This is a genomic window from Sphingomonas sp. CFBP8993 (assembly GCF_034044895.1).
Taxonomy (GTDB): domain Bacteria; phylum Pseudomonadota; class Alphaproteobacteria; order Sphingomonadales; family Sphingomonadaceae; genus Sphingomonas.
On the sequence record NZ_JAXCWU010000002.1, the window covers coordinates 396,842 to 420,880 of the forward strand.

Here is a 24,039-nt window from a genome sequence, read left to right on the forward strand (position 1 = left end):
GAAGGCCGGGGCCCAGTTGCGGTGCGCCGTCGATAGCGGGTTGCCCTGGCCTCCCTTGCACCGGCGCGGCGCGCCTTCAGGTGCCTGGCACCTGGGCCCCGGCCTTCGCCGGGGAAGAGTGCAATATCTGGAGAAGGCGTCGCTGCGAAGAACGGCATCTCCGCGTTCTCTGCGCCTCCGCGCGAACCCCTAACCTTCGCGCAGGCCGAACGGAACGGGGATGGGGTGAGCGGTGTCAGCCCATCCCCCACACCCTCACGACCCCGTAACCGGCCCTCCGGCTGCCTGGAACAGGGCGACCGTGTCGGTCATCCGTGCCGCCTTGGCCTGGATCAGCTGCGACCGCGCCTGTGCGTCCGTGGCGGTCGCATTCAGCAGTTGCAGCGTCCCGACATCCCCCAGCGCCAGTTGCCGCCGGGCGAAGGTCAGGGCCTGGCCCGCCGCGTTGCTGGCCCGCTGTGCGGCATCCAGCGCCTGCGCGTCGGTCGACAGCCCGGTCAGCGAGTCCGCGACATTGCCGAACGCTTGAAGCACCGCCTGGCGATATTGCGCCTTGGCCCCGTCCAGCGCCGCTTCCGCCGCCTTTTGCTGGTGACGCAGCGCGTTGGCGTGGAACAGCGGCTGGGTGATGCCACCGAGCAGCGCCCAGAAGGGGTTGCCGCTCTTGAACATGTCGCCGAAATTCTGTGCCGAGCCACCGGCATTTGCCGATAGCTGGATGCTCGGCAGGCGCGCGGCGATGGCGGCACCGACATCCGCACCGGCACCCTGCAACTGCGCTTCGGCGGCCAGCACGTCGGGGCGGCGATGGACCAGCTCGGACGGTACGATCGCGGGCAGTTCGGTCGGCAGGCTCAACTGCGCCAGTTCGGGCAGCGGCGGCAGTGCCGACCCCGCCGGACGCCCGATCAGCGTCGCGATGATGGTGCGCTGGGCGGCTTCGGCGCGGATCAGCGGGGGCAGCGCGCCCTCGGCGGTGGCGAGCGCCGCCTGTTGTTGCGCCACGTCGGACGCGCCGACCGCACCCAGCCGCTGCCGCTGTTGCAATGCGGCTAGGATGTCGCGATTGACGCTCACGGCCGTCTGCGCGGCGGCGACCTGTTCGGCGAGGCTCGCCCGCTCGATCAGCGCGGTGACGAGGTTCGCCGCCACCGTCATCCGCGCCGCGTCCAGCTGGTGCCGCTCGACCTCGGCGCGCGCGACGGCGGAGCGGACCTGCGCCCGGTTCCCGCCGAAGGCATCGACGTCATAGGAGACGCTGACCTGCGCGGTGTGCAGCGTGTAGAGCTGCTGGTTCTGGTCTGCGACCGCCGGGGACAGGGCGTTGGACACGCGGGTCCGCTGCGCCTGATAGTTCAGCCCGCCTTGTGGAAAAAGCAGCGTGCCGCGCGTCGCGCGCGCCTGTTCCCGCGCCTGCCGGAGCGAGGCCTCGGCCACGCCCACGTCATTGTTGTGCGCCAGCGCCTCGGCGACCAGCGCGTCGAGCTGGGCATTGCCGAAGGCGTGCCACCATTCGGGTGCGATGGTGGCGGACACCGTCTGGGCCGGGCCGCTGGCCGGTGCGATCACCGGCGCAGGAGCCATGGGCGGCAGGCTGGCATGTGCATCCAGGTCATGCGGGCCGACCGCGCAACCCGAGATACTGGCCGAAACGCACGCGAGCAGCGGCAGGGTCAGGAAACGCTTCATGCCGGAACCCCGGATTCAGGAGTGTTGGTATCGTCCTGGTCGTCGACCATCGGATCATGCTTCTTCTTGCGCTGCGACAGCGGCAGGCGCGTCGAATAGCGGCTGATCAGCACCGGCAGGACCAAGAGGATCAGCACCGGGGCCAGCGTCATGCCGCCGACCACCACAAGGGCAAGCGGCTTCTGCACCTGGCTGCCGATCCCGTGCGACAGGGCGGCGGGCAGCAGGCCGATGGCGGCGACCAGGCAGGTCATGACCACGGGGCGCAGGCTGTTCTTGACGGTGGTGGCCAGCGCATTCTCCCGCGGCGCGCCTTCGTCGATGGCGTTGTTGAAGGTGGTGACGACGAGGATGCCGTCCATCACCGCGATGCCGAACAGCGCCACGAAGCCGATCGCCGCCGAGATGCTGAACGCCGTGCCGGTCAGGGCAAGGGCCAGCACGCCGCCCACGATCGCCATCGGGATCGCGGAGAAGGCAAGCAGGCTGTCACGCATCGAGCCGAAATTGGCGTAGAGCAGCAGCAGGATGAGCACGAGGCTGATCGGCACCACGATCTCCAGACGGGCGATCGCGTTCTTCAGATTGTCGAGCTCGCCCGCCCATTCCAAATGATAGCCCGGCGGCAGGTGGACATTCTGATTGATCCGCGCGCGCGCCTCCTCGACCGCGCCGCCCAGGTCGCGGCCACGCACCGAGAATTTGATCGGGACGTAGCGCTCCTGATGCTCGCGATAGATGAACGAGGCACCGCTGGTCAGCTTGACGTTCGCCACCTCGGACAGCGGCACCTGGATCGTGCCGTTGCCGTCGGGCGAGGGCGCGCCGATCGTGATGTTGCGCACCGATTCCAGCGAGTCGCGCTGGGCGGGCTTCAACCGCACGATGATCGGGAAGTGGCGGTCGGTGCCGGGTTCGTAGAGGTCGGCGGTCGACTGGCCACCGATGGCGGCGGCCACCGTCTGGTTGATGTCGTCGGGCGTCAGGCCGTAGCGGGCGGCCTTGGCACGGTCGACGTCGATGCGCACGGTCGGCTGGCCCAGAATCTCGAACACGCCGAGATCCTCGATACCCTTCACCTTAGCCATCTGCGCCTTGATCTGGTTGGCCAGCTTTTCCAGCGTGACCAGATCGGGGCCGAACAGCTTGATCGAATTGGCACCCTTCACGCCCGAGGCGGCTTCCTCGACGTTATCCTCGATGATCTGCGAGAAGGAGAAGTCGACGCCGGGATACTTCTTCTGGAGCCGGGTCGACAGCTCGTCGATCAGCTTTTCCTTGGTCATGCCCGATGGCCAGGTGTCGAAGGGCTTCAGCGGCACGAAGAACTCGACGTTGAAGAAGCCGGTCGCATCGGTGCCGTCGTCCGGGCGACCATGGGCGGACAGGACCGCCGTGGTTTCCGGATAGCTTGCGATGATCTTGCGCACCTCGTTGGTCACCTTCTCGCCCGCCTCCAGGCTGATCGAGGAGGGGAGGGTGGCCCGGATGTACATGTTTCCTTCTTCGAGGTGCGGCAGGAACTCGATACCGAGCGAGCGCACGCCGACGACCGCCAGACCCATCATCAGCACCGCGCCGCCGATCGTCACGATCTTGTTGCGCAGCGCAAAGGACGCGGCGGGTTCGTAGACGCGGCGAAGCTTGCCGACGATGAACGTCTCGGTCTCGGTCAGCTTGTCGGGCAGCAGCAGCGTGGCGAGCACCGGCGCGACGGTGAAGGTCGCCAGCAGGCCGCCGCTGATCGCATAGGCATAGGTCTTGGCCATCGGACCGAAGATATGGCCTTCCACCCCGGTCAGGGTGAACAGCGGCAGGAAGCTGGCGATGATGATCGCGGCGGCGAAGAAGATGCCGCGGCTGACCTCGGACGAGGCGCCCAGCACCGCGCCGAAGCGGCTGGCCATGGTGTAGTTGCCCTTGCCGCTTTCGACGGCGGCGGAGCGTTCGACCATGTGGCGGAAGATATTCTCCACCATGATGACGCAGGCATCGACCACCAGGCCGAAGTCCAGCGCACCGACCGACAACAGGTTCGCGCTCTCCCCCTGCAACACCAGGATCAGGATCGCGAAGGCCAGCGCGAAGGGGATGGTCGCGGCCACGATGATCGCCGAGCGCAGATTGCCGAGGAACAGCCACTGCAACGCGAAGATCAGGAGGATGCCGACCACCATGTTTTCCATGACGGTGTGGATGGTCAGGTTGATCAGGTCGGAGCGGTCGTAGATCCGCTCCAGATGCACGCCCGGGGGCAGCACGCCGCTGTCGTTGATGTTGGCGACCTCGGCCTGCACGGCCTTGATCGTCGGCATCGACTGGGCGCCGCGCTGCATCAGGACGATGCCCTGCACGATGTCGTCGTCGTTATTGTAACCGGCGATGCCCATGCGCGGCGCGTTGCCGACCTTCACGGTCGCCACGTCCTTGATCAGCACGGGCGCGCCACCCGCCTCGCCGACCAGCACGTTCTGGATCGCGTCGGGCGACTGGATCAGGCCGATCCCGCGCACGATCGCGGCCTGTTCGCCGAAGTTGATCGTCTGGCCGCCGACATTGCCGTCGCTCTTGGACAGCGCCGCCAGCACCTGCGCCACGGTCATGCCGTGCGCGTTCAGCCGGTTCTGGTCGATCACCACGTCATAGGCGCGCAGCTTGCCGCCCCAGCCGGTCACGTCGATGACGCCCGGAATCCGCTTGAACCGGCGCTGGAGCACCCAGTCCTGCAGCGTCTTCAGGTCCATCACCGAATAGCCCTTGGGCGCGACGATGCGGTAGCGATAGATCTCGCCCACCGGCGAGGTCGGCGACAGCGTCGGCTGTGCGCCACCGGCCAGCGGCGGCAGCTGCGACAGGCGGTTGATGACCTGCTGGCGCGCCTGTTCGTTGGTATAGTCGTAGGTGAACTGGATCTTGATGTCCGACAGGCCGAACAGGCTGATCGCGCGGATCGCGGTCAGGTGCGGGATGCCCGCCATCTGGACCTCGATCGGGATGGTGACGTTGCGCTCCATCTCCTCGGCCGACAACCCTTGCGTCTGGGTGATGACCTCGACCATCGGGGGCACGGGATCGGGATAGGCTTCGATGTTGAGGTTGATGAAGCCGATGACGCCAGCGACGATCATCGCGAAGAACAGGCCGACGATCAGCAGTCGCTGACGCAGCGCAAAGTCGACGATGCGGTTCATTATTCGCCGATCCCCGCTTCGTTGACGAACAGCGCGCCCGAGGTGACGATCTTCTCGCCCGGCTTCAGGCCCTGGGTGATGGTGACCAGGCCGTTCGCGGAATCGCCGGTCTGCACGTCGCGCGCGACCAGCAGGCCGTCGGGGCGCATGATCCAGACGCGCGCGGTGTCGCCTTCATGGATAACGGCGGCGGCGGGGACGCGGATCGCCTCGCCCGCATTGCGGTGCTGGATCGCGAAGCTGGCGAACATCTGCGGCTTCAGCGCCTTGTCGGGGTTGGGGATCGAGGCGCGGACCGGCAGGCGGTGGGTCTGCGGGTCGAGCGCCGCGCCGACCAGGTCGATGGTCGCGTGGAAGATACGGCCGGGCAGCGCGGGCGTCGTCACCTCGACGGGGTCGCCGACGCGGACATTCTCGGCATCGCTCTCGGCCACCTGCGCGACCAGCCAGACGCGCGAGGGGTCGGTGATGGTCATGACCGGCTTGTCGCCGCCCTGCGAGACATATTGGCCGGGCGCGACATCGCGCGACGCGACGACACCGCTGATCGGCGCGTGCAGCGTGGTGATGTCGTGGATGCCGGCGACCTCGCCGACATTCTCCAGCCGGTTGATCTCACCCTGCGACTTGCCGAGGATCGCCAGCTTGTCGCGCGCGGCACCCAGTGAGGCGGCGGCGGTGCGGGCGGTCGCCTGCGCGGCGGCCAGATCGGCGCGTGCCTGCTGATAGTCCTTCAGCGCGCCGCCCGCGGTCTGGTAGATCTGCTGCTGGCGGTCCGCATTGCGCTGCGCCGCGACCAGCTGTGCCTGCGCATTCTGGTACGCGGCACGCGCGGCGAACAGGCCGGAGCGCGCATCGACGAAGTCGGTCGTCTTGATGAGCAGCAGCGGCTGGCCCTGGCGCACGACCTGGCCCGCATCGGCGAGCACGCGCACGACCTGGCCCGCATAGGGCATCAGCACCGGGGTCGAGCGCGATCCGTCGGCGGTGATCGCGCCGGTCGCCATCGTCTGGTCACCCGATGCGCCCAACCCGACGCGCACCGTGGGCATCGCCGCCAGCTGGTCCTTCGACAGGCGCAGCGTGCCCGCCGGTGGCGGCGGCGGTGGCACGTCTTCCTTGTGGGTCAGCTTGCCGATGACGGAGATCAGGACCAGCACGCCGATCAGGACGGCGGCGGCGATCCCGACCCAGCGCCATTGCTGTGCCGATGACAGACGACGGGTTTCGGGTAGCGTTTCGTCGGCGGGGTTGGCGTGCATCGGCTTCTTTCGGCGCGAAGGACTGGGAATTGCGCCGGGCGATAGGGGGTATGCCCTGACGCACCGCTTACGGAAATCTTACGAGACGTTCATGTTGATCCGCCCCGAAGCGAGGGCGACGGTCCATTTGCCGATGCGACGAGTGGATGACCGGCCTGTCACATGCCCGGAACGAAACCCACCATTCGTCGTTGAATCCTAACGGTTCAACAGATCACGGGGGGAATGTTCCATGGCCACTCACATGCCGCCGCCGCGGATTTCGGACATGCCGCGCGAGCAGCGGCTGGACGCGCTTTATCGTCGCGCTGCCGAGGACCGGGCGCGCTACATCGCGATGCGCACGCGCCGCCCGGGCCTGGTCGAGCGGTTCATCAACCTGTTTTGAAATAAACGCTTTTTGGCGCGTGCGTTTATGGACGCGCGCGCCGTGTCCGTGGCATCATGGTGCGCATCGTCGCTGGACGACGACGGCCGATGCGAAGTCGCTTGTCGCGCCGCAGGTCGCTGTTACCCAGCGCGATCATGATGATGACCAGCGATGACAGCGCGGATATGGTCAGCCAGATTTCCACCAGAGCGCCTGCCATCCGTTCCCCCATTTCGCGCCGACCCAACGCTCCGGCCCGCGATGCGATCCTCTCGCGCGATCTTTGTTCTCACCAGACCGACACGGCATCGGCCTACAGGATCGGGTGGTCAGCACGCCTGTGCGGCTGATAAGGATGTGCGATGATCCGCTCCGACCGACGCACCTGGACGCTGGCGACGGGCCTGGCCCTGTTGGCGGGCTATGTCGATGCGATCGGCTTCCAGCATCTGGGCGGGTATTTCGTGTCGTTCATGAGTGGCAACGGCACGATGCTGGCGGTCCGGCTGGCATCGTCGCACGGTAGGACGGGGTGGGGAGGCGTCGGCATCCTGGCCGGATTGCTGGCACTGTTCGTGCTGGGTGTCCTGCTCGGCACGCTGATCCGGCTGTTCCTGGCGCGCGCCGGTCAGGCGGCGGTGTTGCTGTTCGTCGCGGTCCTGCTGGGCGGCGTTGCGCTGTGGGGCAACTGGACCGCGCCCGCCATGGTCGTGGCGATGGGAGCGATCAACGCGACGTTCGAACGCAATGGCGAGGTCAGCATCGGCGTCACCTACATGACCGGTACGCTGGTCAAGCTGGGGCAGCATCTGGCGCACATGATCGCGGGGCGACGGCGCTGGGACTGGGTGCCGTATCTGTTGCTCTGGACCGGCTTTCTGGTCGGCGCGGCGCTGGGGGCGCTGATCTTCCCGCGATGGGGAACGGACGCGCTGCTCGCGGCGGCGGTGGCGGCGTTGGTCGCGGCGGGCATCACCTGGCACCGCCGTCCGACGGTCTGACCTACCAGCCGGGCGGGCCCCCGCGCTTTTTAAGTGGCCCGACTTGGATTTCACTCACGAGCAATATAATTACAAGCGCAAGAGTCGGGCATCAGACCCGGGACAGGAGAGCATATGCGCGTGATCGACCATCTGGTTGCCGGCGGACAGACCGCAACCGACGCCGCCGGAACCCGTAAGGGTGACGTCTTCGACCCCAATAGCGGCCAAGTGCAGGCCCGCGTGCTGCTGGGCGATGCCGCGCTCCTGGAACGCGCCGTCGCGGCCGCGCAAGCCGCTCAGCCCGGCTGGGCCGCGACCAATCCACAGCGCCGGGCGCGCGTGATGTTCCGCTTCAAGGAACTGGTCGAACAGAACATGGATGCGCTGGCGCATCTGCTGTCCTCCGAACATGGCAAGGTGATCGCCGACTCGCGTGGCGACATCCAGCGTGGGCTGGAGGTGATCGAGTTCGCCTGCGGCATCCCGCACGTGCTGAAGGGCGAGTACACCCAGGGCGCCGGGCCGGGCATCGATGTCTATTCGATGCGCATGCCGCTGGGCATCGGGGCGGGGATCACGCCGTTCAACTTCCCCGCGATGATCCCGATGTGGATGTTCGGCGTCGCCATCGCCTGCGGCAACGCCTTCATCCTGAAACCGTCCGAGCGTGATCCGTCGGTCCCGGTGCGCCTGGCCGAACTGATGCGCGAGGCGGGCGCGCCCGAGGGTGTCCTGCAGGTCGTGCACGGCGACAAGGCGATGGTCGATGCCATCCTGGACCATCCGGCGATCAGCGCGGTCAGCTTCGTCGGCTCGTCCGACATCGCCCATTACGTCTATCGGCGCGGGGTCGAGGCGGGCAAGCGCGTCCAGGCGATGGGCGGGGCCAAGAACCACGGCATCGTCATGCCGGACGCCGATCTGGACCAGGTCGTCGCCGACCTGTCGGGTGCGGCCTTCGGCTCGGCGGGCGAGCGGTGCATGGCGCTGCCGGTCGTCGTGCCGGTCGGCGACAAGACGGCCGATGCGCTTCGCGAGAAGCTGATCCCCGCGATGGACGCGCTGCGTGTCGGCGTCTCGACCGATGCGCAGGCGCATTACGGGCCGGTGGTGAACGCCGCGCATAAACGCCGCGTGGAGGACTGGATCCAGACGGGCGTCGACGAGGGCGCGGAACTGGTCGTCGACGGTCGCGGCTTCCAGTTGCAGGGCTATGAGGAAGGTTTCTTCATCGGGCCGTCGCTGTTCGACCGCGTGACGCCCGCCATGCAGAGCTACAAGGAGGAAATCTTCGGCCCCGTGCTCCAGATCGTCCGCGCCCCCGATTTCGAGACGGCGGTGCGCCTGCCCAGCGAGCATCAATATGGCAATGGCGTCGCCATCTTCACCCGTAACGGCCACGCCGCGCGCGAATTCGCCGCAAGGGTCGAGGTGGGCATGGTCGGCATCAACGTGCCGATCCCGGTGCCGGTGGCGTATCACAGCTTCGGCGGCTGGAAGCGCTCGGCCTTCGGTGACGTGAACCAGCATGGCATGGAGGGCGTCCGCTTCTGGACCAAGGTGAAGACGGTGACGCAGCGCTGGCCGGACGGCTCGCCGGATGGCGGCAACGCCTTCGTGATCCCGACGATGGCCTGAAGCTAGGCACGCCCCTCCCGCAGGCGGGAGGGGATGGGGGAGGGCAGGCCGCGAGCGACGGTCTCGGTGAGACCCAGTGCCCTCCCCAGACCCCTCCCGCCTGCGGGAGGGGCTTAAGAGATGGAGGCAAGATGACCCAATTCGACCTCACCGACGAACAGCGCGAAATCCAGGAACTGGCGCGCCGGTTCACCGCCGACCGCATCACCCCCTTCGCGGGCGAATGGGACGAGAAGCACATCTTCCCCCGCGACACGATCAAGGCCGCGGCCGACCTCGGTTTCGCCGCCATCTATGTGTCCGAGGAATCGGGCGGCATCGCGCTCGGGCGGCTGGAGGCGGCGCTGATCATGGAGGCGATGGCCTATGGCTGTCCCTCGACCAGCGCCTTCATCTCGATCCACAACATGGCGTCGTGGATGATCGACCGCTTCGGCGATGCGGATGTGAAGGGGCGCTATCTCCCCGACCTCGTCACCATGGACCGCCTGGCGAGCTATTGCCTGACCGAGCCGGGTTCGGGCTCCGATGCCGCGGCGCTCAAGACCCGCGCGGTGCGCGACGGGGACCATTATGTCGTCTCGGGCTCGAAGCAGTTCATCTCGGGTGGCGGCGAGAACGAGGTCTATGTCACCATGGTCCGCACCGGGGAGGATGGCCCCAAGGGCATTTCCTGCCTGGTGATCGACAAGGACATGCCGGGCGTTTCCTTCGGCGCGAACGAGCGCAAACTGGGCTGGCATTCGCAGCCGACGCGGCAGGTGATGTTCGACAATGTCCGCGTGCCCGTGGCCAACAGGCTGGGCGCGGAGGGTGAGGGCTTTCGCATCGCCATGATGGGGCTGGACGGCGGGCGGCTGAATATCGGCGCCTGCTCGCTGGGCGGGGCGCAGCGCTGCCTGGACGAATCCGTCGCCTACGTGAAGGACCGTCGCCAGTTCGGCAAGGCGATCGCCGAGTTCCAGAATACCCAGTTCACCCTGGCCGACATGGCGACCGAGCTGGAGGCGGCGCGCGCGCTGCTCTACCTCGCCGCCGCCAAGGTGACGGACAATGCGCCTGACAAGACGCGCTTCGCCGCCATGGCGAAGAGACTGGCGACCGATACCGGATCGTCGGTGGTCGACCGCGCGCTGCAGCTTCATGGCGGATATGGCTATCTGATGGATTACCCCATTGAGCGTTTCTGGCGCGACCTGCGCGTGCATTCGATCCTGGAGGGGACGAACCAGGTGATGCGGATGATCGTCGGGCGGGATTTGCTGAAGGACTAAGCTGTTTCCCGCCACCGCAACCACCCCGGCGAAGGCCGGGGTCCAGTTGCCATCCGGCCAATGGCGCGCCACGTCATGCGCGGCACCTGGGCCCCGGCCTTCGCCGGGGTCGTAGAACAATAGAGGTAGAGGCGATGACCCAAGACCTGATCGTCACCCGCGAAGGCCCGGTCGGGCGGCTGCGGCTCAACCGACCAAAGGCGATCCACGCGCTGACCCGCGAGATGTGCGAAGGCGTTCTGGCCGCGCTGGAGGACTGGCGCGGCGACCTGGATGTCGAGGCGGTCATCATCGACCATGCCGAGGGGCGCGGCTTTTGCGCGGGCGGCGACATCCGCCTGCTGGCGGAAAGCGGTGCGGGCGATGGCGAGGCTGCGCGCGGTTTCTTCCATGCCGAATACCGGATGAACCACCGGCTGTTCACCTATGCCAAGCCGATCGTCGCCTTCATGGACGGCATCACCATGGGCGGTGGCGTCGGCATTTCGGCCCCCGCCCGCTTCCGCGTCGCGACCGAGAACACCCGCTTCGCCATGCCCGAGACGGGGATCGGCCTGTTCCCCGATGTGGGCGGCGGCTGGTATCTCTCGCGCCTGCCCGGCCGCATGGGTGAGTTCCTCGCACTGACCGGCCACCGGCTCGACGGGGCGGAGGCACATGCACTGGGACTGGCGACGCATTACCTGCCTGCCGCCGCGCTGGAGGAGGCCAAGGCCGCGATCATCGCCGCGCCGCAGGAAATCGCTGCGACGCTCGACCGGCTCGCGACGCCCGCGCCCGCAGCGACGATCATGGCGCACGCCGCCGAGATCGACCGGCTGTTCGCCGCCGACACGCTGGAGGATATCATCGCCACGCTGGAGGCGGATGGCGGCGAATGGGCCGCACGGCAACTGGCCATATTGCGCACCAAATCGCCCCAGGCCTGCAAGGTCTCGCTCCGCCTGCTGCGCGAGGGCAGGCGGACCATCGAATTTGCCGACGAGATGCGCCGCGAATACGGCGTCGCTGCCCATGTCGTACAGCGGCCCGACTTCGTCGAGGGTGTCCGCGCGCTGATCGTCGACAAGGACAATGCCCCCCGCTGGGACCCCGCCACGCCGGAGGGCGTGACCGATACGATGATCGACCATATTTTTGCAGCCCTTCCCGAGGGACAGGCCTGGACACCCGACGACCGCTGAAGAGGACGCCCGCATGACCGACTATAACACCCTGATCGTCGAGCGCCGCGAGGCGGTGACCCTGATCACGCTCAACCGGCCGCAGGCGCTGAACGCGCTGAATGCCGAACTGCTGGCCGAACTGCTCGACGTGATGCGCGCCTATGACGCCGATCCGGAACAGCGCTGCGCCGTGATCACCGGCAGCCCCAAGGCGTTCGCGGCGGGCGCGGATATCAAGGAGATGCAGGAGATGGACTTCGCCGCCATGTACGGCCGCAACCATTTCACGGGCTGGGACGACTTTACCCGCACCCGGAAACCCATCATCGCGGCGGTCGCGGGCTACGCGCTGGGCGGCGGGTGCGAACTGGCGATGATGTGCGACTTCATCCTGGCAGCCGATACGGCGAGGTTCGGCCAGCCCGAGATCAAGCTGGGCGTGACGCCGGGCATGGGCGGCTCGCAGCGGCTCGCCCATGCGGTCGGCAAGGCCAAGGCGATGGAGATGTGCCTGACCGGCCGGATGATGGATGCCGAGGAAGCCGAGCGCGCCGGGCTGGTCGCCCGCATCATCCCCGCCGCCGACCTGGTCGAGGAGGCGATGAAGACCGCCGCGACGATAGCGGGCATGGCGCCGATCGCGGCCCGCGCGAACAAGGAAATGGTCAACGCCGCCTTCGACATGGGGCTGGCACAGGGCGTGCAGTTCGAGCGGCGGCTGTTCCACGGCCTGTTCGGCTCGGCCGACCAGAAGGAAGGCATGGCCGCGTTCGTCGAAAAGCGGCCGCCGGTCTGGACCAACGGCTGATGTGACCCACGCCCCTCCCGCAGGCGGGAGGGGCTCGAGAAGAAAATAACAAGCTAGGAGAGAGCAACATGGCGCGGATCGCCTTTATCGGCCTGGGCAATATGGGCGGCGGCATGGCCGCCAATCTGGCAAAGGCGGGGCATGACGTCCGCGCCTTCGACCTGTCGGTGGATGCGCTGGCCGCGGCAAAGGCGGCCGGGTGCCTGCCCGTCGACAGTGCGGTTGCCGCGATGGACGGCGTCGAGGCGGTCGTGACGATGCTGCCCGCCGGAACCCATGTCGAGCGTGTCTATGCCGATGCGGTCTTCGCCGCCGCGCCGCCCTCCGCCATCCTGATCGACTGTTCGACCATCGACGTCGCCACCGCGCGTCGGGTGGCCGACGCGGCGCAGGCCAAGGGCATGATGGCGGTCGACGCCCCCGTCTCGGGCGGGATCGCCGCGGCCAGGGCGGGGACGCTGACCTTCATGGTCGGCGGGCCCGACCAGGCGTTCGAACGCGCCGAGCCCTTCCTGTCCGTGATGGGCCAGGCGGTAATCCATGCCGGTGGTCCCGGTGCGGGCCAGGCGGCCAAGATCTGCAACAACATGCTGCTCGGCGCGACGATGATCGCAACCTGCGAGGCGTTCGTGCTGGCCGAGAAACTGGGGCTGGACGCGCAGACCTTCTACGACATCGCCTCGGTATCGTCGGGGCAAAGCTGGTCGATGACCAAATATTGCCCGGTTCCCGGCGTCGGGCCGGAGACGCCCGCCGATCACGACTATCAGGGCGGTTTCGCGGCGGCGCTGATGCTCAAGGACCTGAAGTTGGCCATGGGGGCCGCGCGCGACGCAGGCGCGACCACGCCGATGGGCGAGAAGGCGGCGGAGCTGTACACGGCGTTCGTCGGCGAGGGGCAGCCGCCGGTGGACTTCTCGGGGATCATCCGCACGCTGCGATAATCCCTCACCCCGGTTCGGCCTGAGCGACGTCGAAGGCCGCGTTCCGCCCTCTCGACATAGGCTTGGCGGGGGGATGCCCTTGGCCTTCGACTGCGCTCCGGCCTAACGGGGCGGGGGGCGAGATGGCCCCGGAAAAACCCAAGCCGCCTTTTCCCACCCGTCATTGCGGCCTAAAGCCCGGAGGGTGATGGATATTGCCGCCCCCCTCCGCCTGCGCGTCGATCGCGATGCACTTGTCTCCAACTGGCAGGCGCTCGACCGGTTGAGCGGACAGGCGGCGTGCGGCGCGGCGGTAAAGGCCAACGGCTATGGCCTGGGCGCGACGCTGGTCGCCGAAACGCTGGCCCAGGCGGGATGCCGCGACTTCTTCGTCGCCAACTGGGCCGAAGCGCTGGCGCTGGCACCGCTGGGCCTGTCCGTCTCGGTGCTGCACGGCCTGCGCGCCGAGGACATGGCGGCAGCAAAGGCCGGGATCGCCCGCCCCGCGCTCAGCACGCCCGAGCAGATCGTCCGCTGGAAGGAGGCGGGCGGCGGTCTCTGCGACGTCATGGTGGATACGGGCATGAACCGGCTGGGCGTGTCGGTGGCGGCGGTGGCGGAAAGGCTGCTCGACGGCCTGGAGATCGACACGCTGCTCAGCCACCTGGCCTGCGCCGATGAGGATGTCGCGATGAATGCGCGGCAACAGGCCGCCTTTGCCGCACTGGCCGGCCAAACGGCCGCTCGTCGCATGAGCCTGGCCAATTCGGCGGGGATAGGGCTGGGGGGAGCCTATCATTTCGACCTGACCCGGCCGGGGCTGGCGCTCTATGGTGGCATCCCGCGCGCTGACATGGCGACCCATCTGCGCCAGGTCGCGCATCCCGAGGCCCAGATCCTGCAACGCCGCACGGTCCGCGCCGGAGAGACGGTCGGCTACAACGCCACCTGGACCGCACCCGCCGACACGCAGGTCGCGATCATCAATCTGGGCTATGCCGACGGCTATCGCCGTGCGCTGTCGGGTCTTGGCGCGGCGGTCGTCGGGGAGCAACGGCTGCCGGTGCTGGGGCGCGTGTCGATGGACCTGACCGCGATCGACGTCTCGACGCAACCCGACCTGGCCGAGGGCGACTGGCTGGCCATGGAGTATGACCTGGCGCAGGCATCCAAGATGTCCGGCGTCTCGCAATACGAACTGCTGACCGGCCTCGCCCAGCGCTTCGCGCGGGGATAAAAAAGGGGCCCTTCCAGAAGGAAGAGCCCCGATCAAGTCGATCCGATTGGATCAGAAGTTGGCCTTGAACCCGGCGTACAGGAACCGGCCGATATTGTCATACGGATCGCCCGACGCCGTACCGATCAGATCGTAAGGCGGCTTCACGTCGGTCAGGTTGTCCACGCCGACATAGAAGCGGAAGCGCTCGGTTGCGTTAAAGCCGACCTGGATCGAGTGGTAGAACGCTTCGGGATAATACACCACCGGGAAGGCATCGGGATTGCGTGCCGGACGGCCGTCATAGCTGTTCTGCGTTTCCCACTCGCCGATGGTCGACTTGCCTTCGTAACGCAGGCGGTACTGAAGGTCGAAGGTTTCGAAGTTCAGGTTGCCGACGAACTGGCCGCGCCATGCGGAATAGCCAAGCTCGCTCTTGTAGCGGTCACGGAAGGTCGGATCGCCCACATCGGTATAGCCGTTGTTCTGCGCCACATAGCTGGCCAGAACACGAAGGCTCAGGGTGCCCGTGTCGCTGATCTTGGTACGATAGGACAGGTCGAAGTCGATGCCCGAAGTTTCCAGCTTGGCGAAATTGAAACCCTGCGAGAAGAACGACGGACCCGTTGGGGTCAGCGGGATAGTAGTACCGGCATGGATCACGCTCGACTGACCGGCGAAAGTGCCGTTCGGGTTGCGGATGACCGCAGCGCAATACTGATTGTTGATGCCGCTGGGATTGTCATAGCACTGGTTGATCAGCGTCTGGGCCGCCAGCGAGACGATCGCGTCCTTGATCGTAATATTATAATAGTCGACGGTGAGCGACAGGCCACGGATTGCCTGCGGCTGGAACACCGCGCCGATCGTGAAGCTGTTGCTCTTTTCGGCGTTAAGGTTCGGGTTGCCGCGATTTACGCCCGCTATGCTGGCCGCCGTGCCGTTGGTGAACGGTTCGGTGGTGCCGTTGAACGTCTGGGTCGTGGGCACGCCCGCCGCAGCGCAGTTGCGAGCGCGGTTCGGGTTGTTGTTGATGTTGTTCTGGCTGCACGGATCCGAAGGCTGGGCGAAAGTCTGGTTGTTGGCCGTGAACAGTTCGCTCAGCGACGGCGCACGGACCGAACGAGCATAGCCGCCACGGATCGTGATATCGCGGATCGGCGACCAGATTGCGTTCAGATTGTAGGTCCACGGCGTCCCGGCATTGCCCACATTATAGTGCGACACACGCGCCGCACCGGTCAGGGTCAGTTCGTGGAAGAACGGACGATCGGCCAGCAGCGGTACGCTGAGTTCGCCGAACGCTTCCTTGATATCATAGGCGGGCGGGGCGAAAGTCGGGATGGCGTTCAGGAACGTTGCCCCGCTGGCGGTCAGATCGTCATACTTCGAATAGGCCGTTTCGCGACGATATTCGCCGCCCAGCGAGAAGGTGACGTCGCCGCCGGGCAGGCGGAACAGCTTGCCGTTAACGAAGCCCAGCAGGTCGAATTGCTCGGCCTTCTGCTTGCGCGTCGAGTTGACCGAGAAATAGTTCAGTGCTGCCTGGCTGACCTGGCCTTGGCCGAACAGGTTGACGGGCACGCAGGCCGCGTCGTCATTCGCGGTCGAGGCGTCGGCATTGATACCACAGACGATCTGCCCGGCGGCGTTGCGCACGGCGTTGATCGAGTTGTTGTACTTTTGCGTGACGTAGTTGCCCGCCGTCCGGTAGAAGGTGTCGAGACGACCATAATTGGCCGACACTTCATAATGCCAACCCTTGGCGAAATCGCCTTCGACGCCGCCGACGATACGGAAGGTTTCACGGGTATGATCCTCACCGCGACCGCCGAAGTCGACGTTGAAGCGCTGCGCCACGAAGGTCGTTGCGCCGGGCGCCAGTGCCTGACGCAGCGTCGAGCGGGCCTGGTCGGTCAGGTACGGATTGTTGATGCTGAACGAGTTTGTAGCGAAGGTCGGCTGACCTTCCTGCAACGACTTGATCCGAACATACTTGGCTTCGATGAACGGCTTGAAGGCGTCCGAGATGTCGAAGTGTGCCAAGAGGTTGCCCGAAACGCGCTCCATGCGAGGCTGCAACATGCCGAGCAGGCGCAGCGTGGAGCCACCACCGCCGACGCAGTTCGTCGAGGCGGGACGAAGATCGGTGATGCAATTGTTCGCCGTCAGCGTGCCGTTCGGATTGAACAGGAAGTTACGGCCATATTGCGCTAGCGGATTTGAGCTGCCGACATTGGCGATACCTGTGCAGGTAAAGGCGCGGCGGGCCGCGAAGGCTGCCGCCGACTCACCTGTGGCCGCGACTGTCGGGCAGGAAGACGCGAACACGCCGCCTTCCGAGATCGTGCCGTTCCGAATGTTGGACAGAAAGTTGGTATCGGGGATGCCGTCACCGGTTGAAGGCTCACCGCCGGTGCGGATCACGCCACCATTCGGGTTCAACTGCGGGCCGGTATTCTGTACGGCGTTGAACTGGCGACGGCCCGAAAAAGCACCGGTGATGTCGTCACGATCCGTGAAATACACCACGTCTGAGAAGGAGTATTCTGCCGACGCTGCGATGTTGCCGCGGCCCTCGGCGAAATTCTTACCGGCCGTCAGCGCGCCGAAATAGGAACCGCGCGTGCCGTGGCTGGAGATGCCGCTCTGGCCCGTCGCACGGACACCTTCAAAGTCGCGCTTCAGGACGAAGTTGACGACGCCCGCCATGGCGTCCGAGCCGTACACGGCCGAGCTGCCGCCGGTCACGACGTCGACCCGTTCCAAAAGATCGGTCGGGATGGTGTTCGTGTCGATTACGAAGCCGCCGGGCTGCGCAGTCACGTGGCGGCGGCCGTTGACGACGACCAGGGTGCGCTGCGTGCCCAGACCACGAAGGTCGAGCAGGTTCAGGCCCGAGGTGCCGATGAAGCGCGTCGAGTTCGCCTGGCTATAAGTAGTACGCAGGGCTGGCAGCTGGTTCAGCGAATCGCCCAGGTTCAGGTTGCCGGTAGAGGTCAGCAACTCGGCTGTGACCGAGGTAACCGGGGTCGGCGAGTCAAGATTCGGACGAGCCAGACGCGAGCCGGTGACGATGACGTCGCCTGCGGCCTGTTCGCTGCGTTCGGCGACGTTGGGATCGGTAGCGGCATCCTCTTGCGGTTGCGTCGCGGTGGTTCCCGAAGTGGCGGTCTGCGCAAGCGCCGCGACCGGCATCAGGACCAGGGTGCTAGCGAGCGCTGAGGCCCCCAGCAGGGTACGCATGTTCATTCTTTACCCCCGTTATGACGGATCGTTCATGTCCGTTCATCGCAGGGAAAGGAATTTCGGGTTGGAAAACAAGCGTCCGCGCAACGGGATACGAATTTATTGTCATCGTTGTTGCAGGGATGTGACACGATCGACACATCCCTGCAATCCAACTGTTAATCGCGAAATTTTCGAAAAGTGGCGTGTTTATCGCTCAACACACATGGCGATGCCCATCCCGCCGCCGATGCACAGCGTGGCGAGGCCCTTCTTGGCATCGCGCTTCTGCATTTCGTAGATCAGAGTCGTGAGCACGCGCGCGCCGCTGGCGCCGATCGGGTGGCCGAGGGCGATCGCGCCGCCGTTGACGTTGACCTTGTCGGGGTCGAAGCCCAGCTCCTTGCCGACCGACAGCGCCTGTGCCGCGAACGCCTCGTTCGCCTCGATCAGGTCGAGGTCACCGACGGTCCAGCCCGCCTTTTCCAGCGCGCGCTTGGTGGCGGGGACGGGGCCGATGCCCATCACCGACGGATCGACGCCCGCCGAAGCCCAGCTCTTGATCGTGGCGAGAACGGGCGCGCCGCGCTTCTCGGCCTCCTCGCGGCTCATCAGGACGATGGCGGCGGCGCCGTCGTTCAGGCCGGAGGCGTTGGCGGCGGTCACCGTTCCGTCCTTCTTGAAGGCAGGGCGGACGCCCGATACGCTTTCGATCGTGGCACCGGCGCGGATATATTCGTCATCGGCGACCACGGTGTCACCCTTGCGGCCCTTGATGGTGACGGGGGCGATCTCGTCCTTGAAGCGGCCCTCGCCGCGCGCCTTTTCGGCCAGGTTCTGCGAGCGGACGGCGAACCGGTCCTGCTCGTCGCGGGTCACTTGATACTGCTCGGCAAGGTTCTCGGCGGTGATGCCCATGTGATAACCGGCAAAGGCGTCGGTCAGGCCGTCATGGACCATGGTGTCGACCATGGTCAGCGGGCCCATCTTGGTGCCGCCGCGCATCGTCTGGGCGTGGGGCGACAGCGACATCGATTCCTGGCCGCCCGCCACGACGATGGTCGCATCGCCATTGGCGATCGCCTGGAGCCCCAGCGCCACCGCGCGCAGGCCCGAACCGCAGACCTGGTTGACGCCGTAGGCCGGCACTTCCTTCGGAATGCCGGCGGCCATCGACGCCTGGCGAGCCGGGTTCTGCCCTTGCGCGGCGGTCAGTACCTGGCCCAGGATCACCTCGGACACGTCCTCGCCCTTGATGCCCGCCTGTTCCAGCGCGGCGGTGATCGCCACCCGGCCGAGTTCGTGCGCGGGCGTGGCGGCAAAGGCGCCCAGGAAGCTGCCCACGGGGGTACGCTTGGCGGCGGTGATGACGATCTCGGTCATGAAGGTTCCTCTCTTCTGTACGGTCTATCTAGGTGTTGGGAGGGCGGTGATCCAGTCGGCGAGCGGCTGCCAGAGCTGTTGCTCCGCGCGGCCGCCGACGACCATGCCGACATGGCCCGTGCCCCCTGCGCGCCGGTCGGACAGGCCGATGGCGGTGGCGGCGGGGACGATCCGGTCGGCGGTGGCGACGAACTCGACGCTAGGGGCGTCGCATTGCGCGGGTGTGACGGTCGCCCCGGCAACGCGCCATTGTCCCTGGCCGGGACGATCCTGGGCGATCAGCTTCTCGAACAACTCGCGGCCAAAGGCGTGGGGCAGGGGGGCGCCCTGGTTCGCCCAGTCCTCCAGACGGATGAAACGACGCGCCGCCTCGCTGCGCGGATCGAGATCGGCGAAGGCGGCATATTTGGCGATGGTCCGCGCGGGGTCGAGCCGCCAGAAGCCCGCCTGCAACGCCTCCATGGGGACGAGGCCGAGTGCTTCGGAGGTCGGCTTGATCGCGGCCCATTGTGCGGCCATCGCGGCGCGGGCTTCGTCGTCATAGCCCGAAAAATGCCAGGGCGCGGCGATCGCGGCGAGCCCGGCGACCCTGCTGCGGGCCGCCGCCGCAAGTGCCAGAGTCCCGCCCAGGCAATAGCCGACGAGGACCGGCGGGGTCGGAAAGGTTGCGATCAGGGGTAGCAGGAAGCGCTCGACATGGCCTGCCACGTCGATGTCGCGGTCCTTTGCGCCCGGCGTGCCCCAGTCGATCAGCCAGGGATGGCATCCCCGTGTCCGCAGCCAGCGGATCAGTGAGCGGTCGCGGGAGAGATCGAGGATCGAGGGCGGGTTGATCAGCGAGGGCACGAACAGCACGGGACGCCCGGAGGCCGTCGCTCCCCCTCCCGCATCGCGCAATGTCACCCGGCCGCGCCGCCGCCGGACGGGCAGGCTTCGCATGGGACGTTCGCGGCTTGCCGTCTGAAATCGTTTCAGGCCCGCCATGGCGCGCTGCACCAGATCGGGATTTTCCGCAGCCTCGCTGCGCAACATCGCCAGGAACAGCGGCAAAGGGCGCGGACCGTGTTGCGATGCGAAATCCATGGCGTTAGGCTGTACCAAAATCATGAAAGGCGGGGGTTCGATGAAGAAGCAGGCGGCGGACGGCATTGTGATCGTCAAGAAATACGCGAACCGGCGGCTCTACAATACTGAAACCTCCTCCTACATCACGCTGGATCATCTGGCGGCGATGATCCGGGCGGGCCGCGACTTCAAGGTGGTCGACGCCAAGACCGACGAAGACATCACCCATAATGTCCTGACCCAGATCATCATGGAAGAGGAAAGCCGGGGCGAAACGATGCTGCCTGTCAATTTCCTGCGCCAGCTGATTTCGATGTACGGCGACTCGATGCAGGCGGTGGTGCCCGGCTATCTGGAGGCGTCGATGGACAGCTTCCGCCGCAACCAGGAGCAGTTCAAGTCGGCCGTCGAGGGCGCGTTCGCCAACACGCCGTTCGCCGACATGGCCAAGCGGAACCTGGCGATGTTCGAGGCGGCGGCGCAGGGGTTCGCCCCCGGCGCGGTGACGCCTGCCGCCCCCCCGGCACCTGCCGCCCCCGCCGCAAGCAAGGATGCCGAGATGGCCGCGCTCAAGGCGGAGCTGGCGGCGTTGAAGGACAAGATCGAGAAGCTGGGCGAGTAATCTCGTCTTCCGTTCCGCCTGAGCCCTTCGACTGGCTGGCAAGCCAGTCGCTCAGGATAAACTTCGGCGCATCGCGCCGAAGTCGAAGGCCACGCTGTAACCGTAAACGCAGGGCCTTCTCTATTCCTCCCCTGCAAGGGGAGGGGGACCAGCGAAGCTGGTGGAGGGGTGTCACCGCCTGTAAGGACAGTCCTTCCCCTCAACCCGTGACACCCCTCCGTCAGGCCTGCGGCCTGCCACCTCCCCTGCAAGGGGAGGAATGGGAGTCGACTCGCCGCTCCGTTCTGGCGTGACCTTCGAGTGGGCTCAGGCGGAACGGCGGCGGGGAGTGATCGCCTCCATTGAACCCGCACGTGTCCACCGCCATATCGCCGCGCATGAGCGGTAACGAACACGCCATGCCCACCTGGCATGGCACGACGATTTGCTCGGTGCGCCGTGGCGGCCGGGTGGTGGTGGCCGGGGACGGTCAGGTTTCGATGGGCCAGACGGTCATGAAGCCCAATGCGCGCAAGGTTCGGCGTCTGGGCGACGGATCGGTCATTGGCGGCTTTGCGGGCGCGACGGCGGATGCCTTCACCCTGTTCGAGCGGCTGGAGGCCAAGCTGGAGAGGCATAATGGCCAGTTGCTGCGCGCCGCGGTCGAGCTCGCCAAGGACTGGCGGACCGACAAGTTCCTGCGCAACCTGGAGGCGATGATGATCGTCGCCGACAAGGACGTGACGCTGATCCTGACCGGCAATGGCGACGTGCTGGAGCCCGAGAACGGCATCTGCGCGATCGGATCGGGCGGCAATTATGCGCTCGCGGCGGCCCGCGCGCTCGTCGATTATGAACAGGATGCCGAGACGATCGCGCGCAAGGCGATGGCGATCGCCGCCGATGTCTGCGTCTACACCAATGACCGCGTCACGCTCGAAGCCATCGACGGCGCGCAGTAATTTAGGGTTCCCATGAACGACCAGTTGACCCCCAAGGCGATCGTCGCCGCGCTCGACGCGCATATCATCGGCCAGGCCGACGCCAAGCGCGCGGTCGCCGTCGCGATGCGCAACCGCTGGCGTCGCCAGCGCCTCGGCGCGGACCTGCGTGACGAGGTGACGCCCAAGAATATCCTGATGATCGGCCCTACCGGCTGCGGCAAGACCGAGATCAGCCGCCGTCTGGCCAAGCTGGCCGACGCGCCCTTCGTCAAGGTCGAGGCGACCAAGTTCACCGAGGTCGGCTATGTCGGCCGCGACGTCGAACAGATTGCGCGCGACCTGGTCGAGGAAGCCATCCGGCTGGAAAAGGAACGCCGCCGCGTCGCGGTGAAGGACAAGGCGGAAGAGGCGGCGATGAACCGCTTGCTCGATGCGCTGGTCGGCAAGGATTCGAGCCAGGCGACGCGCGAGGCATTCCGCCAGCGCTTCCGCGACGGCCATCTCGACCAGACCGAGATCGAGATCGAACTGGAACAGGCCCCGGCCATGCCGTTCGAGATTCCGGGTGCCGCGCCGCAGATGATCAACCTGTCCGAGATGATGGGCAAGGCGTTCGGCGGCGGCCAGCCGCTCAAGCGGCGCAAGCTGACGGTCGGCGCGGCCTGGACCAAGCTGGTCGAGGAAGAGGCGGACAAGCGGCTCGACCAGGACGAGGTCAGCCGCGCCGCGCTGGCCGATGCCGAGGCGAACGGGATCGTCTTCCTGGACGAGATCGACAAGATCGCGGTGTCCGACGTGCGCGGCGGCTCGGTCAGCCGCGAGGGCGTGCAGCGCGACCTGTTGCCGCTGATCGAGGGCACCACCGTCTCGACGAAGTACGGTCCGATGAAGACCGACCATATCCTGTTCATCGCGTCCGGCGCCTTCCATGTCGCCAAGCCGTCCGACCTGCTGCCCGAGCTTCAGGGCCGGTTGCCGATCCGGGTCGAGCTGAAGGCGCTGACCGAGGGGGATTTCGTCGCGATCCTGTCGGATACCAAGGCGTCGCTGCCTGCGCAGTACAAGGCGCTGATCGGCACCGAGGGGGTGGATATCTCCTTCACCGAGGACGGCATCGCCGCGATCGCGCGCATCGCCGCCGAGGTGAACGCGCAGGTCGAGAATATCGGCGCGCGGCGGTTGCAGACGGTGATGGAGAAGCTGCTCGAGGATATCAGCTTCGAGGCGGAGGACCGTCAGGGGACGACGCTGACCGTGGATGGGGCCTATGTCGACAAGCAACTGTCGGCGGTGGCGCGGAATACGGATTTGAGCCGGTTCGTCTTGTAACGGGGGCGGGGGCTCGGTGAGACACCGGGCCCTCCCCCATCCCCTCCCGCTTGCGGGAGGGGAGCGACAAGATCAGACGTTTCGACTCATTCGTAAGCCAGGCTCTTGGCACGCCCCTCCCGCAGGCGGGAGGGGGTGGGGGAGGGTAGGCCACAGGCCAAAGCGTCTATTTTTTCACCCGATCATACGGCACGAACCCGTCGAAGAAACACCATTGCGACGGGATCGACAGCCCCTGTTGCAACACCCGGAACCGGTCGTTGCGACAGACCTGCGAGCCCCAGCGGTCGATCAGCAGCGTGTTGAACGGCTGAATGCCGACACACTGCCCCCGCACCTTGGCCCGCCACAGGCGGCGGCCGGCATTGATGACGATCACGTCCTTGCCGGCAATGACCGGCCCCGACATGGTGGTGCTGGTATCGACGCACTGTGCCGGTGGCCCCTCGACGCGCCCGGTAAAGGGGTCCGACTTGGCGGCCGACAGCGTCAGGGTGAGCGCCGCGATGGCGGCGATGGTCACGATGCGACGCATCACCGGTCTCGCCGATAGGGGACGAATTCGCCGAAGCTGCAACTGCCGGTGAAGAAGCCCGACGCGCGGTCGACCGTCTGGGCGATGTCGCCCGAACAGAGCTGGCCGGTGGTGGTCCGCGTCACGAAGATGTTGTTGCCTGAACCGCCGACATTGTCGCATCCGCCCGCGGTCCGGCTGACATATTTCAGGCGCGGCGACACGGTATAGACGATGGCGGGGCCATAGGAGCGGACCTGCTGCGTCCGATACTGGCTGATGCACTGGGTCGGGGCCTGCGGGGTCAGCCCGCTCAACGCCTTGGCCAGATCGGCCTGCTCGGTCCGGGCGCGCTGTTCGACCCTGGCCTTTTCCGCCGGGGTCAGGGTGCACGCGCCCAACAGGGCCAGGGGAATCAGACCAGAAGCCAACGTTATGATACGCATCATTTCGTC

At 66.5% G+C, this 24,039-nt stretch carries 19 protein-coding genes and 1 pseudogene; 11 read left to right on the forward strand and 9 right to left on the reverse strand.

The window, feature by feature from the left end; all coding sequences use genetic code 11:
• Positions 1 to 255: 255 nt before the first annotated feature.
• From SOM26_RS04985 to SOM26_RS04995, 3 genes are read right to left on the reverse strand one after another with little or no spacing between them, the layout of a single operon-like run.
• Entirely contained in the window at positions 256 to 1,689 is a 1,434-nt protein-coding gene (locus tag SOM26_RS04985; protein ID WP_320451631.1) for an efflux transporter outer membrane subunit, read from the reverse strand.
• On the reverse strand, positions 1,686 to 4,880 hold the full coding sequence (locus tag SOM26_RS04990) for an efflux RND transporter permease subunit (RefSeq protein WP_320451632.1): 3,195 nt from the start codon (positions 4,878 to 4,880) through the stop codon (positions 1,686 to 1,688). Before SOM26_RS04990 ends, SOM26_RS04985 begins: the two co-directional genes overlap by 4 nt.
• Positions 4,880 to 6,142: an efflux RND transporter periplasmic adaptor subunit gene (locus SOM26_RS04995; protein WP_320451633.1), complete on the reverse strand. Its 1,263-nt coding sequence runs from the start codon at positions 6,140 to 6,142 to the stop codon at positions 4,880 to 4,882. The genes SOM26_RS04990 and SOM26_RS04995 overlap by 1 nt, the downstream gene beginning before the upstream one ends.
• A 232-nt stretch (positions 6,143 to 6,374) precedes the next feature.
• Here SOM26_RS04995 and SOM26_RS05000 point away from each other — a divergent pair, with 232 nt between their 5' ends.
• Positions 6,375 to 6,530: a hypothetical protein gene (locus SOM26_RS05000; RefSeq protein ID WP_320451634.1), complete on the forward strand. Its 156-nt coding sequence runs from the start codon at positions 6,375 to 6,377 to the stop codon at positions 6,528 to 6,530.
• 25 nt (positions 6,531 to 6,555) lie between these two features.
• On the opposite strand, the gene SOM26_RS05005 is transcribed toward SOM26_RS05000, so the two are convergent.
• A complete protein-coding gene (locus SOM26_RS05005; protein ID WP_320451635.1) occupies positions 6,556 to 6,732 on the reverse strand; it encodes a hypothetical protein in 177 nt (58 codons plus the stop codon).
• A 142-nt stretch (positions 6,733 to 6,874) separates the two neighbouring features.
• Between SOM26_RS05005 and SOM26_RS05010 the strand changes: the two genes are divergently transcribed.
• The 7 genes and pseudogenes from SOM26_RS05010 to alr all read left to right on the forward strand — a co-directional run bounded on the left by SOM26_RS05010 (position 6,875) and on the right by alr (position 14,541).
• Positions 6,875 to 7,513, forward strand: a complete 639-nt coding sequence (locus tag SOM26_RS05010) for a YoaK family protein (protein WP_320451636.1) — start codon at positions 6,875 to 6,877, stop codon at positions 7,511 to 7,513.
• A gap of 114 nt (positions 7,514 to 7,627) precedes the next feature.
• Positions 7,628 to 9,133: a CoA-acylating methylmalonate-semialdehyde dehydrogenase gene (locus tag SOM26_RS05015; RefSeq protein ID WP_320451637.1), complete on the forward strand. Its 1,506-nt coding sequence runs from the start codon at positions 7,628 to 7,630 to the stop codon at positions 9,131 to 9,133.
• Between the two features lie 131 nt (positions 9,134 to 9,264).
• Positions 9,265 to 10,407: an acyl-CoA dehydrogenase family protein gene (locus SOM26_RS05020; RefSeq protein ID WP_320451638.1), complete on the forward strand. Its 1,143-nt coding sequence runs from the start codon at positions 9,265 to 9,267 to the stop codon at positions 10,405 to 10,407.
• A gap of 134 nt (positions 10,408 to 10,541) precedes the next feature.
• On the forward strand, positions 10,542 to 11,591 hold the full coding sequence (locus SOM26_RS05025) for an enoyl-CoA hydratase/isomerase family protein (RefSeq protein ID WP_320451639.1): 1,050 nt from the start codon (positions 10,542 to 10,544) through the stop codon (positions 11,589 to 11,591).
• A gap of 13 nt (positions 11,592 to 11,604) precedes the next feature.
• Complete coding sequence (locus tag SOM26_RS05030) at positions 11,605 to 12,381, forward strand: enoyl-CoA hydratase (RefSeq protein WP_320451640.1); 777 nt, start codon at positions 11,605 to 11,607, stop codon at positions 12,379 to 12,381.
• A gap of 62 nt (positions 12,382 to 12,443) precedes the next feature.
• A pseudogene (gene mmsB, locus SOM26_RS05035) lies at positions 12,444 to 13,325 on the forward strand (3-hydroxyisobutyrate dehydrogenase); the annotation flags it as partial.
• A 187-nt stretch (positions 13,326 to 13,512) separates the two neighbouring features.
• Complete coding sequence (gene alr / locus SOM26_RS05040; protein WP_320451858.1) at positions 13,513 to 14,541, forward strand: alanine racemase; 1,029 nt, start codon at positions 13,513 to 13,515, stop codon at positions 14,539 to 14,541.
• A 51-nt stretch (positions 14,542 to 14,592) separates the two neighbouring features.
• Here the strand turns inward: alr and SOM26_RS05045 are convergent, their stop codons facing one another.
• From SOM26_RS05045 to SOM26_RS05055, 3 genes are all read right to left on the reverse strand, one after another.
• A complete protein-coding gene (locus SOM26_RS05045; RefSeq protein ID WP_320451642.1) occupies positions 14,593 to 17,766 on the reverse strand; it encodes a TonB-dependent receptor domain-containing protein in 3,174 nt (1,057 codons plus the stop codon).
• Between the two features lie 192 nt (positions 17,767 to 17,958).
• Positions 17,959 to 19,131: an acetyl-CoA C-acetyltransferase gene (locus SOM26_RS05050; protein ID WP_320451643.1), complete on the reverse strand. Its 1,173-nt coding sequence runs from the start codon at positions 19,129 to 19,131 to the stop codon at positions 17,959 to 17,961.
• A 24-nt stretch (positions 19,132 to 19,155) separates the two neighbouring features.
• Positions 19,156 to 20,214, reverse strand: a complete 1,059-nt coding sequence (locus SOM26_RS05055) for an alpha/beta fold hydrolase (protein ID WP_320451644.1) — start codon at positions 20,212 to 20,214, stop codon at positions 19,156 to 19,158.
• A gap of 40 nt (positions 20,215 to 20,254) precedes the next feature.
• On the opposite strand from SOM26_RS05055, the gene phaR reads away from it, so the two are divergent.
• The 3 genes from phaR (at position 20,255) to hslU (ending at position 23,070) form a co-directional block, all read left to right on the forward strand.
• Positions 20,255 to 20,818, forward strand: a complete 564-nt coding sequence (gene phaR / locus SOM26_RS05060) for a polyhydroxyalkanoate synthesis repressor PhaR (RefSeq protein ID WP_320451859.1) — start codon at positions 20,255 to 20,257, stop codon at positions 20,816 to 20,818.
• A gap of 398 nt (positions 20,819 to 21,216) precedes the next feature.
• Positions 21,217 to 21,759: an ATP-dependent protease subunit HslV gene (gene hslV, locus SOM26_RS05065; protein ID WP_058744342.1), complete on the forward strand. Its 543-nt coding sequence runs from the start codon at positions 21,217 to 21,219 to the stop codon at positions 21,757 to 21,759.
• A 12-nt stretch (positions 21,760 to 21,771) separates the two neighbouring features.
• Entirely contained in the window at positions 21,772 to 23,070 is a 1,299-nt protein-coding gene (gene hslU, locus SOM26_RS05070) for an ATP-dependent protease ATPase subunit HslU (RefSeq protein WP_320451645.1), read from the forward strand.
• A 166-nt stretch (positions 23,071 to 23,236) separates the two neighbouring features.
• Here hslU and SOM26_RS05075 read toward each other — a convergent pair whose 3' ends face one another.
• Both SOM26_RS05075 and SOM26_RS05080 read right to left on the reverse strand, forming a co-directional pair.
• On the reverse strand, positions 23,237 to 23,608 hold the full coding sequence (locus SOM26_RS05075) for a hypothetical protein (RefSeq protein WP_320451646.1): 372 nt from the start codon (positions 23,606 to 23,608) through the stop codon (positions 23,237 to 23,239).
• Complete coding sequence (locus tag SOM26_RS05080; RefSeq protein ID WP_320451647.1) at positions 23,605 to 24,015, reverse strand: hypothetical protein; 411 nt, start codon at positions 24,013 to 24,015, stop codon at positions 23,605 to 23,607. Before SOM26_RS05080 ends, SOM26_RS05075 begins: the two co-directional genes overlap by 4 nt.
• Between the last annotated feature and the right edge of the window lie 24 nt (positions 24,016 to 24,039).